Genomic DNA, 14,328 nt, shown 5'->3' on the forward strand with positions numbered 1-14,328 from the left:
CTAATTATACAATTAACCTGTCTGCTGAATCAAAAAGCAAACAGGTCAATTGACAATTTAAAATAACTAACTAATAATTTTCTTTTTAGAAATTATTTATTTTACATTAACAGTAACTTCAACTGGCTTTAACCATTGACTGGTGAAAGTAACTTTGATTGGCTGTGCCTCTCCAGTTGCTTGAATATAAGCTGCTATATGTCCGTGAAATACACGCTGTACATTATCTGTATAATCTGTCATGTCACTGTTGTTTCCAGCTTCAAGTCCTAATAAAACTCCAGGACCGCTGATAGTACAGGTAACTTCATTATCGGAAAGCATTACTGGCAGGCCGTTTTGATCTTTAACCTGAACCATAATTTTAGCAACACCTTTTTCTTTATTAATGGTAATATTAGTATCTGCAATAGTTAACTCAACTGGCTGCTGTGTAGAGTTAATTGCATAGCTGCTTACTTCTTTATTGTCTTTATTTAGCCCGATTGCTTCTAGTTTTCCTGAAGCAAAAGGAATATCCCAATAGATAATTCTGGTTTTTTCGTCGTATGGTTTTGCTTCCCCAACAACTTTTCCGTTTAATTCTAGACGTGCTTTTGCTGCATTCGTATAGCACACTACGCGAATCATTTCACCTTGAGTGTAATTCCAAATTGCCCAAGCATCTTTAGAAATTTCTTTTTGATTTTTTAAAGGATAAGTTCCAACATATGCCATTGGTTTATCTGACCATAATGATTGACGGAAATATCCTCTAGGTTTTATAACACCAGCAAAATCAACTAATCCAGAGTAAAATCCTCTTGAAGGCCATCTTCCTGATTCTCCTAAATAATCAATTCCTGTCCATAAAAATTGCCCAAAAATATGTTTGTTGTTTTTTACCGCAAGCCAAGGTTCCATATCGTGGACATTTTCACTTCCGAAAATAACACGGTTTGGATATTTTTCATGATCCGACTGATATTTGCTTTCCGTATAATTATATCCTGTAATATCTAATGCCCCCGGATATTCTGTTTCATTCGACATGGCTACACCCGCTAAACCAGCAGTTGTTGGTCGGGACTTATCGTACTTTTTTACTGCGGCAACCAAACGTTTTGCAATTGCCCCTAGACGCATGGCATCGGGCGCATCTTTTTTGTAACCACCGTAAGCCGCTTGTCCAAAACCTTCTTTTCCTTTATCTAAAACAGGGTGTGAATACGGGTCATTTGGATAATCTACTTCGTTTCCAATACTCCATCCAAAAACTGAAAGATGGTTTCTGTCGCGACGAACAAAATCTTCTAAGTCTTTTTCTGCATATTCTGCAAAAATATCAAACGAGCCTTGAAATCCTGGTGTTCCGTAATTCCATCCTTCCAGCCATTTTCGCTTAGGAAATTCCCATTCGTCATAGGCTTCATTTAAAACCAATAATCCTAGCTCGTCACAAATCTCATAAAAATCTGGTGCTTGTGGATTATGACTGGTACGAATTGCATTTACGCCAATTTCTTTAAGTGTTTTTAGTCTTGTCAGCCAAACTTCGCGAGGCACTGCAGAACCTAAAACTCCTGCGTCGTGATGCAGGCAAACACCTTTCATTTTCATCCATTGTCCGTTCAAGGCAAAACCGTTGTTTGGATCGAAAGTAAAAGTTCTGAAACCAGTTTTTGTAACGGTCTGGTCGATCTGTTTTCCGTCTTTTAAAACCGTTGTTTTTAGCTGATATAAATTTGGGTTTTCTAAATCCCATAACTGAGGATTTTTCACATTTATTTTAGCCGATATTTTACCGCTTTGATTCGCTGGAACCTCAACTTTAGAAGAAGCTTTTGCGATTGATTTTCCGTCTATAGAAATCAATTCATTAATAACGGTAAGACTTGTCTTTGCCGTAGATCCGTTTTCTACATGAACCTCAACATTTAAAGTCCCAGTTCCTTTATTTACTTCTGGATAAGCGTAGACGCCCCACTGCGCAATATGAACCGGATTTGCATAAACCAACCAAACATTTCTGTAAATTCCAGAACCTGTATACCATCTTGAATCAGCACTTTGACTGTGATCTACACGAACTGAAATTGTATTTTCTCCTCCATATTTTACAAACGGAGTTGCATCGTAAGCAAAAGAAATATAGCCGTTTGGTCGTTTTCCTAAAGAATGTCCGTTGATGAAAACTTCACTTCTGTTGTAAACTCCTTCAAAATATAAATATACTTTTTCGCCCGCTTTGTTTTGAGGTACATTGATTGATTTTCTGTACCATGCAATACCGCCCGGCAAGAAACCAGTACAACTTGCTAAAGTGGGACTCAGCTGTCCTTTTACGCTCCAGTCATGCGGCACATTTACAGACTGCCATTTGCTGTCGTCAAAAGTTTCGTTTTTTGCATCTGAAACATCTTGAAGATTAAATTTCCAGTTGTCATTAATTTTTTTAGAATCTCCAAACGATATCTGGCTAAAAGCAGACAAACACGAGAAGAGAAAAACAGGTAACAAGATTTTTTTTGTAAACACTATAGCTATTTTTTATTTGTTATTTTTTTGTTTCAAGTTTCAGGTTTCAGGTTCTTGAAACTTGAAACTTTCTCAATATTCTAATTCACCAACAAACGTCACTACTGACCTTGCAGGGATTTCTAAATTATCTATTTTTTGAATTTCGGTTCTTTTCAAATTTGACTTTTCAGAAGTTAAATATGGCGTAAAATCGTTGTTTTTTATTATTCCTTTTGAAAGATCAAACTTGTATTTTTGAGCTGCTTTTCCGCAGTTTACAGCAACTACAATCAGTTTTTTGTTTGCTTTATCTTTGTAAGCCGTTAACATTACATCGTTTGCTGCATCTGATTCATTTTGGTTTGGAACATCAACACGCTCCATTCCAGGGCGTACAAATAAAGAGTAATTTCCTAAAGCCCAAAGCAGTTTAGAATCGTGAAATTCTCCGTCATTTCTAACATAATCTGGAGCCGTTCCGCCGTTGCTTTTGCCATCATCTAGGTAAATCAAACCATCTTTATAATCAACTCGCGTTAGCGATGTCCACCATTGCCATGAAGCTGCATTGGCAAGCGCAATATCATTGTGTATCAAGCGCGCTACGAATAAGGCCGTCTGCATTCCTAAATCTCTTCCACCGCCTGAACCGCCTGGAATTTCATTTTCTCCCGGATTTTCTAAAATACAATATTCGGACTGCCAGTACTTTAATCCTGAATTCTGTTTCACATTTACAGCGATTAATTTTCGGCTTAAAACCTGTTTGTCAATTGGCCACGTTGTAAAATAGCTGTGACCTAAAATAACACTTTTTACATTTGAAAATTTCGAAATATTCGTTTTTGTTTTTCCAAAGAAATAATCAATCTGGTTATCGCGATTTTCTGAATTTACATTTTCATATAAAAAATTGATTTGTCCCGCTTCAGCAATTACAATTTCTGTGCTCATTTTTTGAGCTTTTAGTTTTTCCGAAAGCGATTTGGTCAAATCATAAATTTCCTGATTCGTTGCTGGCGTTCCTTCCTGGCTGTTTGTGTCGCCGTGTTTTGGCATCCACTCCCACTGCGGTTCGTTGATCGGACTTGCATAGTCGAATTTTATTCCTTCTTTTTTCCCCGCTCCGCAAAGTCTTCATCGCCAGCGCTGCGCAAATGTCTCTGACTTTGCGCCACATTATAAAATCAAATCTAAAACCAAAAATATGGTTTCTCAAATTTCCATTCTTTATTTCTGAAAATGATTAAAAAAGTTTCAGTTACTGAAAGCAATCCAAGAAAAAAACATAAATTTTTTAGTCCATGCGTACTGTTCAATATAATTTCAACTTGATACAAACAAAATGTAAAAATCCAAATCTTACTCAAATATGAATTGTTTACAGCAACATTTTTATATTTAAGATAATTGTACATTAAGACAGATGTTTTTAAGGACTAAAAGTATTACAAAAGAATCTAAAAGAGTAGTAAGGTCTATCTTTTTAAAAATGTTAATAAACAAAAACATCATTATCCAAAAAAAATAATTTGAAATTACATCATATGTATTTTCTGTTGTTCGATAATTTATAATTAAGCCAATCAACAATAAAAATGTAATCACAAAATCGTAATAAGCTAATTCTCTAAAAGTAAAAAATATAATCGCTGTAATAATTATTAAAAACAATCTAAATATTAAGTTTCTCATATTTAATTCAATTAATTACTTGCCCCCGCTCCGCAAAGTCCTCATTGTCAGCACTGCGCAAATGTCTCTGACTTTGCGCCACATTTACAAAATCAAATATAAAAACGAAAATGCGAAAAAGTCTCTGACTTTAAACCAAATTTAATATAAATTATGAACGATCAAAGATTTAGGTTCTAAAACATTTATTACAGGATTATCTGCTTTTTCAATTTGCAATAAGCCAGAATCATTTACATAATTACTGGCACTAGAATAAATATAATCGGAAGCTTTTGCAACAATACCGGATCTGACAGGATTTAATTGTATATAATGCAATTTAGACCACATAAAATCAGCTGTGTAAATTTCTTCAGCATGATTACCATATTGCCAAAATTGAAAGTTTTTATTGCGTTGATGTTTTTCTGATGCCAATTTGAAACGCTCAAGCATCCATTCTTTTCTGCTTTCTGGATTATTTTGTATTTTTTCTAATATATTTTTTGCGATAAATTTCTTAAAATCTCGAATTAAATCAGATAGCTTTCCATCTTCAGACTGTACAATTAAATGAATGTGATTGGTCATGATAACATAACCGTACAAAATCATTCCTTTGTTTTTGATGCAATAATCTAAACATTCAATAACTATATCGCGATAAACTTTTCGAGAGAAAATATCTATCCAGTCTACAACAGTAGGTGTTAAAAAATGAGGCAGACTTTGATCTCGAATTACATATCCTTCTTTCATTTTCTATTTTTATTTTTTTTCGATAAAAATATAAGTTTTATATTACTTTTTTTAAGAAAAATGATAAAAAGTCAGGAGACTTTTATAATGCTTGCAATTTCTAACTGGCAAAAAAATTGCGCAAAGTCAGAGACATTTGCGCAGCTTTTAAAAAGGAACTCTTCGCGGAGCGGGGGTAAATAATAAAAACACCTAATCTGTAACACTACCGATTTTCTGTAAATGTTTGATGCAATAATTAACCGCCAACACATCTAATACATTACCCTTTTTTCCATTTGTTAATAAAATAATAATCTAATCCTATCACAAATATAGAGGTAACACTTAAAGCTATATAATCACTTGTATTTAGATATCCCTTCTTGCTATAGAGCAGGTGTATTGAATAGAATATACCAATGACAGAAGCAATAACTAGAATCAATATTTTATTTTTTGTTTTCATTTATATTTTATTTATATTTAAGTTTTCCAATTTTTCAATTATATTATTGACAGTTTCTTGATTCCAACCATCAAGACCTCTTCCGATTCCAGTCATTTTCTTTCCATTCATGTAAAATCTCAATTCGTCAGCCTCACTTCCTCTAGCTCCTTTTTCGGATTTGTATGAGAAACTAAGTTCTTCTTGATTCACTTCTTTAAAAAAGCTATTAATTAAATAAGTTCTATAATACAAACAGATTGAATTTTCAAGTATAACGATTTTGTATAAAAAAGGCTTTAAGAAGAAAATCAAAACTTCTAATCCCACAATTATTATAAAAGAAACGACATAAACTACAAAATCAAAATTTTTAGTAGCAAAATAAAACAAACAGTTGAATACTATCCCTACTAATAAAAGCTTTATTAATATTGTTGATAAACTTAATTTATAAATCATTAATTATTTTTTTTTATTGTTTCTACTCCTGAACTTACTCCCTGAATTAAACCATTTCCATCTAAAATAGCATCAGTAAGATTTGCAGCATTGTTTACTGGATCATGTCCTTTAGCTAGGCCAGAAAAATTATCCCAACCACCTCTTAAATTTCCACCAGACATGCTTCCTGGTAACCAGCCCGCAACACCTTCAATTAAAGGAGCATATTCACTACCACTTTGTCCTGCCATAAGTCCAGGTATTGTGCTGTAATTGTGAAGAACATCACTTGGTTTTTCACTAAATGAATCAGCCATCTGACTAATTCCAATTGATGTTTCACCAATTGTTAATGGTAAAGCGATTCCAGAAGCACCACCTGTTTCTGGTATAGCAGCAACGGCACCAACAGTTCCAACAATTCCGAAAAATGTATTACTTAAACCATTCATAAATTTATTATCACCATCCCCCGCTCCGCAAAGTCTTCATCGCCAGCGCTGCGCAAATGTCTCTGACTTTGCGCAACATTTACAAAATCAAATATAGAAACGAAAATGCGAAAAGGTCTCTGACTTTAAACCAAATTTAATATAATTATAAAAATACAGTTTGTTCATTCTATAATAAAAAACAGAACTCATCCAAACCTTTTTATTAGAAGAGTTAGTAAAAAGTCACGAGACTTTTATAACGTTTGCAATTTCAAACAGGCAAAAAAATTGCGCAAAGTCAGAGACATTTGCGCAGCTTTTAAAAAGGAACTCTTCGCGGAGCGGGGAAGTTTGAGCGGTTCGGTCATCAGCACTCGTTTGAGCTGGGAAAACTTAAGCCTGACTCTTATCTTCTTTAGTTTTGGCAGTGTTGCTGATAAAATCCCAGTCCTCTCCATTGAGCTTTTCTTTGCTCATGTAGAACAGTCCAGCTTTGTATCGGTCATAGATGCTCACATCGGTTCTGTCGTAGTTGAAGTACTGCTGAATGTCGGTCACAATCTGCTCATGTAGCTTTTTATTTCCGACATGGATAACGAAATGATTGTGGTGACCGCTTCTGTTAGTGAAAGGTTCTGTTGTAAAGAACAGTCTGAGTTCCGTTGAATCCTGATACTTTTTGTTCAGATAATCATAAAGCCCGTGCATCTGCTTAAAACAGCTGGTCTTGTTGCGCTCCGATTTGTAAGATACCGTGAAGAAGAAACTCCAATCCATCTGCCAGAAAGTATGTTGCAGGCTCTCTTTGTCTGCCAGACAATCAATGAGGTTTCTCATGGATTGATTTTCTTGTCTTAGGACTTTGTTCTCATCGAACATCATTTCGCTGTCAAAATATCTGGCGTGGTCACTTGGAAATAATCGTTTTCCGTTTGGCTTTTTAGTTTCAGAAAATAGGTCTTCATTCTTTTTGTAGAATCTGTAGATGGTGCTTTTGCTTGCTTTGGTGCTTATTATAAATTTCTTTAAATCTTCATATTTCATTTTGTTGATTGATTAGTATCTCGTTATTATCAGATACAAGAACTCCATACAAGGAGGTTAGTCAAGCATCTTTACAATAAATACTAACGAATCTGGAAAAGTGTAGCTTTTTGGCACTTTTTTTCAAAAATATTTTTTTTACTTAGTAAATAAGTGTTCCAAAGTGAGACACTGTTCTGGGAAATTTGAAAAACTGTGGAGTTTTCACTTGGAACACAGATGATATCGGTTGGTATAAGTACACAATTTTATAGTACGGGGAGGTAATTTGAGGTTTAAATCGTGGGATTTAGTACTGAAACAGCCGATACAGGGAGGGAGGATGTTCTGAGTCCTATTTTTCAAATCTATTCAGCTACCTTAATAGTTACAGGATAACGTGGATTCTATTTTAACAGTTTGGTATGCCTTAAAATGGTATAAAAGCAAAAGCCACTCAATTGGAGTGGCTTTTGCTTTTATTATGTTCAAAGTTAATTAGTTTTTATCTTTCTTGCACCAAAATAAAAAGAAAGGAAAAGAAATAAATGTATAAAATTAATTCCTAAAGCAAGTGTATTATCATTTTTCACATAATTAAAATAAGCAAAAACATTAAACAATTTTGTAGAAAGACGGAGAAGATTATCCGAAGAATCTACCAGATATAATGAAATATCTGGACCTATTATGAGCTTAAAAGTCAATCCTAAAAATATAACACTAAAAGATTGTAAAAAATAAACAATCGATAAAAAAATAAATGCGTTTTTTAGATACTTTTTTTCAAAAATAAAATATAATGATGTAAGACACAGTAAGCTTAAGAAAATTAGAAATATAGTCTCAAAATTAAAATCTGAGATGAACAACTCTGCGATGTTTATTATTAAACAAATAAAATAAATAGCGAAACTAAATATTAAAATTGATTTTTTCATTGTTATTTAACTGGCGTTATATTTGTATTACTAGTGTTATTTTGATTGAAATAGCTTTGAGTTGCACCTTGAAGATATGAGGTTACCAAATTAGCAAAATCTTTTAAATTATTTCCTGCTTCTGTCAAATTTGCTTCAATATAAGCTCCTACAGCATTAAAACTAAACTTTAAATCTTCTGCTTCTTTACTATCTTTTCCCAAAACTGTTGTTACTTCACCTGTGAAAGTACTTATGTTTGACTGTTGCTCTCCAGTTTTCATATTATAAGAACCTTCAGCTGAAAAAGTTGTAAACTGTCCTTCTCCAACTGTTTGCCCTCCAACTTTACCGTCAGCACTTACTTGCCCAACTGTCAAACCATACTCAACTCTCTCTCCATCTACACAAACAGCTATTCCAACATTCGCTTTAGCTGCGGTTGCGGTTGCGGTTGCTCCATCATTTTCACTACCAAATTCCTTTTTATACGATTTATCAACACCAATTCCCATTCGAAGCATAGGAACTCCTGGTCTAGAGTTTTGAGGTTTAGCAGACTGAATGTTTGTAGTGTTTATAATAATATTCGTTGTCATATAAACTGGTTCTCTATTTACTATATCCTGATTTGTTGTTACCTGTCCTTCCAAACCTTCTAATTCAATTTTCCATACAGGATTATTATGAGCAAATTGATACGGGGAAATCGACATATATTCTTCAGAAACTGGGTCAACTCCAAAAAATCTTCCAATAGCATAATCATAATTTCTATGCCTAAACGTGTCCCAGTTCAGTCCTAGCTCGTCTTGACGCTCTTGACCAAGAAACTTATACTTATTCCCTGTAGCCAAATAATCATTATACCCTTTGTGTTTTAATCCAAATGGATAATAATTATTTTCTTCAATAATTTCAAGAACTTGTGTCTGCGGGTTTTTAGCATAACTAACACGTATGTTTCCTAAATGATCTTTGTATTGAAACACATACGATAGAGCGCCGGAAATATTTTTTACATACCCTTCTGCCGTTGAAAAAAACTCCAGAGTATTATTTTTATACTGAAAACCGTCTAAATAATTCGTGTTGTCTGTAACAGGTCCGTCTGTTACGATTTTCTCCAGTTTTTCGCCTGCTGCGCTGTAAATATACTCAATGCTGCCAGTTGTTCCAAATGTTATTTTCTTTGGCAAATTCAGCTGGTTATAGGTGATCGCGGTAATGTTTTTATTTTTATCAGTGATCATATTCCCATTTTCATCATAGGTATAATCATCGCCCGTTTTATTAAAATCATTAAAACCGCTCGTGTTATTGGCATTGTCTGTTACTTTGCTCAGCTGGTTCGAATTTGGCGGATAGGTGTAAGCCAGATTATCAATTTCTATAGTACCTGCCTGTGGGTCTATGTCTCCTTTTCTGGTCAGAGAGAGGATATTTCCGTTTTTATCGTAGGTTAAATTTTCATCGTAGGCATTAGTTGTCAGACCGCTCTTTTCGTAAACCGCATTCTTTAATCGGTTTAAATTGTCATATTTGTATCCGTAACCTCGGTCTGTCGCATCAGAGCCTGTTTTCCAGAGAATCTCTGCTATATTTCCATTATAAAGCGAACTCACGCCTGCAATTCCTGCCTGAGGTGCATTATAATTAATTTTGAAAGCAAACAAATCTGTTGGATCTGAACCTTGCTGTAAATTGGCTGTTTTGTTGATTTCTGTAAGCCAGCCTCTTATGTTATAATTAAAATCGACTTTCTGCAATGGGCTTCCGGTACTGTTGCCAACATTTTTGCTTGTAAGCTGTCCTAGTTCATCATAGGTATTTGATGCCATTAGCTCTACCGCTCCGCCATTAATTTGATGTGTGTGCGTGAGCAGACGATCCTGAGGCGAATACGTGAATTCTTCTTTTATGGTAAGTTCAGCATCTCCAGCGGTACGTTTGTGCTTGGCAATTGTATATAATGCTTTTCCTGTAAAATCGAGTTTGCTGTCTGTATACGTGTAGCCTCCTAGATAATTTTGCGTATACGTTCTAACTGGCCTCGCTTTAGCATCATAAAACGTTGTCGTTATTTCACCTGCTGTTGACGAAGCTGTTGTTAAAGCTCTTGCCCAATTTCCGGTTGCTAAGCTTTTAGCATTAACCAAGACAGTTTGTCCTTCTATTGCAGAGGGTGCAGTCTGAGCACTTGGAAAAGCATAATCATCATAATAACTAACGGTTAAAAGCTTAAAACTAGTAGGCTCAACAGCATTGCTGTAATACACGGCAAAACCGTCAATAGTACCAGATGTCTGCTTGGTTTCGAACAAAACTAATGCAGCATTTTGAGCCGTCTGGAGCGAATTTCTGGTGGAAGCATTCGAAGCCTGACTGCTCCAGCCTGTATAAATTGGCCTGCTGAAAGCATCATATTTAGTAATCAGCCATCCTGAAGCAGTATCATCTTTAAAAGGTGATAATGCTGGTCCTGTTGCTACTGGCCTGTCTAATTTATCATATACAATAAATTCCCACTGTTTGCCCGGCAGTTTTTTCTCTGCCAAACGGTTTCGGTAATCGTATTTGTATTGATAACATAAATCATTCAGAACATCAGTATTTATTGCTCCTTCTGCTTTTGGCGGAATAACATAAGTCAGATTTCCATAATCATCATACACATAATATGTATCGTGTTTATCGCCTGCATCGTACGTTCTTTTTAAGACAACCTGACCTTCTTTGTTTTTAAATTCTACCGTTGATCCTGAACTTTCTGCTGGATTTGCAGTTGTGTTTTCATCATAGGTAACATTTTTATAAAGCTCATTGGCTGCATAATTTCCTGAATCAGAAAAAGAAATATCATATAAACCAGAACCTGCATTCCAAGTTGCTGTTGCCTGATACAATTTTACCTCGCTTGCCGTATTAGTCTGATAATCTAATTTGATTTCATGTCCTGAACCCATTTGCCAAGGCGTTCCCGGCGCAGCTTGTTTTAGTACTCTGCTGAGTGGCGAAGATTCAAGCTGTTTTTGCGAAAACGGATTTGAGGTGTTTTCATATTTTTCGGTATTATAAAAACTGATCGTATTTTCAGCTGCACTGCTTTCGAATGCCATATTAGTTGAGGTTCCTGCGTAAGGCAGATATTCCTGAAACTGCCTGCCAAAATCATCGTAACCAATATGCGTGATAATATCTTTCCCTGACGAAGACTGCCTATTAGCGATTTGTTGCATAGGTCGTCCAAGTCCGTCGAAATAAGTAATATTGGTCTGAACCTGATTAGCAGTCGGAGAAACTAATGCACTTGCTGTTGGCTCCTTATACGTTTTTGTAATGATATAATTATGATCTGCCGAAGGTGACACTATATTAGAACAGTCAGGGCTTGTACCAGAAACCAAAGGGCAATTATCTGTATTATCACGTACATAATTACCTGCTGGCGCAGTACATTGCTGGACATAGTTTGAAGGTTCTCCTAGACCGTCCAGATCATTATCGGCATACCATCTTGTATTAGGATTAATAGCGGCATCACCGTCATTACAATCTGAAGTATTAGAAACGTAACCTATAGGCAAATTACTGTAATAAACCGAAACAGAAGAATTTCCGAAACCGTCGCCATCAGCATCCTGATAAAAATACTGTGGTGCAATATTGGTAATATTGGCTGTTCCATCGTTATAATCCGCTGCATTTCGAACGTAACCCAAAGGTTGCGTACAGCTAACTGAGGTTACATTGATATTTCCAAAGGTATCACCGTCAGCATCTAGATACCAAACTGAGTTGGGATTAAGAGAACTGTCGCCATCATTACAATCGGCATTATTGTTTACATAACCACTTGGCTTATTACTGTAATAAACAGAAACATACTGATTTCCAAATCCGTCTCCATCAGCATCATTATAAAAATACTGAGGTGCAATGTTCGTAATATTTGCAGTGTCGTCATTATAATCAGATGCAGTTCTAACATATCCTTGTGGCTGGTTACAGCTTACTATTATTACATTTCCATTTCCAAATGTATCACCGTCAGTATCTAAGTACCAGACTGTGTTTGGGTTAATAGATACGTCGCTATCATTGCAATCGGCATTATTGGTTACATAGCCACTTGGCATATTACTATAATAAATCCCTTGCGCTGGATTTCCAAAGCCATCTCCATCGGAATCGTAATAAAAATATTGTGGCGGAATGTTCGTAATAGTAGAGGTTCCGTCGTTGTAATCACCGGCATTACGAACGTAGCCTCCCGGTTGAATACAGCTGTATGCTGGTTCTCCAGCGTTTCCATATCCATCATTATCAGCATCATGATACCATACTGTATTTGGATTTAAAGAAGAATCTCCATCATTGCAATCTGCACCATTTAATACAAAACCTGAAGGTTGATAACTGTAATAAACATATACTGATGGATTTCCAAAACCATCTCCATCATTATCATGATAAAAATATTGAGGTGGAATGTTGGTAATATTTGCAGTGTCATCATTATAATCGGATGCAGTTCTAACATATCCTTGTGGTTTGTTACAGCTCACTATTGTTACATTTCCATTTCCAAATGTATCGCCATCCGCATCAAGATACCAAACTGTATTTGGATTAATAGAACCGTCACCATCATTACAGTCGGCTGCGTTTCGTACATAACCTCCTGGCTGATTACAACTGTTTGCTGTTATTCCACCGTTTCCAAATCCGTCGCCATCTGCATCGTGATACCATACCGTATTTGGATTGACAGAACCGTCACCATCATTGCAGTCAGATTCATTTGTTACATAACGATTGGGCTGATAACTGTAATACACATAAACAGATGGGTTTCCGTACCCGTCTCCATCATAATCTTGATAAAAATAGTGGGGTGCTATATAATTAATATTTGCTGTACTGTCATCATAATCCATCGCATTCATGACGAAACCCATTGGCGTATTACAGCTAACTGTTGCTATTGCGCCATTTCCATAACCGTCTCCATCAGCATCTCGGTACCATACTGTATTAGGGTTTAAGCTTGCTTCATAATCTATACAGTCAGCATTATTAGAAACATAACCCGATGGTTGTGTACAGCTAAGTGTTGTTAAACTGTTATTTCCATATCCGTCACCATCCGCATCACGATACCAGATAGTGTTGGGATTGATAGAAGCATTTCCGTCATTACAATCCGCTCCATTCGTTACAAAACCTGGCGGCTGATAACTGTAATAAACATAAACGGATGGATTCCCATACCAATCTCCATCAGCATCCTGATAAAAATATTGTGGTGGCATGTCTGTAATATTGCCGGTTCCATCATTATAATCGCCAGCATTTCTAACATATCCTCCAGGCTGTGAACAACTATATGTGGGCACTGCTCCATTTCCAAATCCATCGCCATCAGCATCACGATACCAGACTGTATTAGGATTAATAGAGCCGTCACCATCGTTACAATCGGATCCATTTGTTACATATCCTGCCAGTCCAGAACTATAATATATATAAATAGATGGATTCCCAAAACCATCTCCATCAGCATCATAATAAAAATACTGTGGAGCGATGTTGGTTATATTAGCTGTTCCGTCATTATAATCAGCTGCGTTTCGAACATACCCTCCCGGCTGTGTACAACTTATTGCTGTTAATGAACTTGTTCCATATCCGTCAGCATCCGCATCACGGTACCAAACTGTATTGGGATTTATTGAAGCATCTGCATCATTACAATCAGCAGCATTACTTACATATCCCGGACGCGAATTACTCGCCAAAGCCGTAGTTGCACTTGTACCAAAAGTATCTCCATCTGCATCTCTGTAAACCGTGTGCGGCGTTATATCGGTTATATAAAAATCATTATCATTTAAGTCGGCTTGATTTGCTACATATCCCGGAGGCTGTGTGTCGCTAAAAGTAGACTGGCTTGGATTACCAAAACCATCTCCATCAGTATCTCTATTCCACTGATAGCTTACAGGACAAGTTGGACAAGGATCTGTAGGCTTGCCCATGGGAGTAACAATTATTTGTGATTGAGTTGAAATCTTTTCTTGTGCATATCCCAAAACGACACACACTTGTAATAAAACAATAAGTAGTATATTTTTTCTCATTT

7 protein-coding genes are annotated in these 14,328 nt (G+C 35.9%); all 7 read right to left on the bottom strand.

The genetic code is table 11. The features are described from left to right. Positions 1–96: 96 nt before the first annotated feature. Positions 97–2,517 carry a sugar-binding domain-containing protein gene (locus tag IRZ83_RS14080; protein ID WP_194569687.1) on the bottom strand — a complete coding sequence of 807 codons (2,421 nt, stop codon included), beginning with the start codon at positions 2,515–2,517 and terminating at the stop codon, positions 97–99. 72 nt (positions 2,518–2,589) lie between these two features. Next, the gene (locus IRZ83_RS14085; protein WP_317174569.1) at positions 2,590–3,606 is read right to left on the bottom strand and encodes a glycoside hydrolase; all 1,017 of its coding nucleotides are present in this window, start codon (positions 3,604–3,606) and stop codon (positions 2,590–2,592) included. Between the two features lie 729 nt (positions 3,607–4,335). Further along, positions 4,336–4,935, bottom strand: coding sequence for an REP-associated tyrosine transposase (locus IRZ83_RS14090; protein WP_194569689.1), 600 nt, complete (start codon positions 4,933–4,935; stop codon positions 4,336–4,338). 448 nt (positions 4,936–5,383) lie between these two features. Continuing rightward, complete coding sequence (locus tag IRZ83_RS14095; RefSeq protein WP_194569691.1) at positions 5,384–5,824, bottom strand: hypothetical protein; 441 nt, start codon at positions 5,822–5,824, stop codon at positions 5,384–5,386. Further along, a complete protein-coding gene (locus tag IRZ83_RS14100; protein WP_194569693.1) occupies positions 5,824–6,258 on the bottom strand; it encodes a hypothetical protein in 435 nt (144 codons plus the stop codon). Before IRZ83_RS14100 ends, IRZ83_RS14095 begins: the two co-directional genes overlap by 1 nt. 375 nt (positions 6,259–6,633) lie before the next feature. Further along, entirely contained in the window at positions 6,634–7,284 is a 651-nt protein-coding gene (locus tag IRZ83_RS14105) for a hypothetical protein (RefSeq protein ID WP_194569695.1), read from the bottom strand. 922 nt (positions 7,285–8,206) lie between these two features. Further along, the gene (locus IRZ83_RS14110) at positions 8,207–14,326 is read right to left on the bottom strand and encodes a DUF6443 domain-containing protein (RefSeq protein ID WP_194569697.1); all 6,120 of its coding nucleotides are present in this window, start codon (positions 14,324–14,326) and stop codon (positions 8,207–8,209) included. Positions 14,327–14,328: the final 2 nt, after the last annotated feature.

Source organism: Flavobacterium sp. JLP (assembly GCF_015350755.1).
Classification (GTDB): domain Bacteria; phylum Bacteroidota; class Bacteroidia; order Flavobacteriales; family Flavobacteriaceae; genus Flavobacterium.

Bases quoted from the DNA above. Each gene is read 5' to 3' on its own strand.
- IRZ83_RS14090 (WP_194569689.1), bottom strand. From the start codon at position 4,935: ATGAAAGAAGGATATGTAATTCGAGATCAAAGTCTGCCTCATTTTTTA.
- IRZ83_RS14095 (WP_194569691.1), bottom strand. From the start codon at position 5,824: ATGATTTATAAATTAAGTTTATCAACAATATTAATAAAGCTTTTATTA.
- IRZ83_RS14100 (WP_194569693.1), bottom strand. From the start codon at position 6,258: ATGAATGGTTTAAGTAATACATTTTTCGGAATTGTTGGAACTGTTGGT.
- IRZ83_RS14105 (WP_194569695.1), bottom strand. From the start codon at position 7,284: ATGAAATATGAAGATTTAAAGAAATTTATAATAAGCACCAAAGCAAGC.
- IRZ83_RS14110 (WP_194569697.1), bottom strand. From the start codon at position 14,326: ATGAGAAAAAATATACTACTTATTGTTTTATTACAAGTGTGTGTCGTT.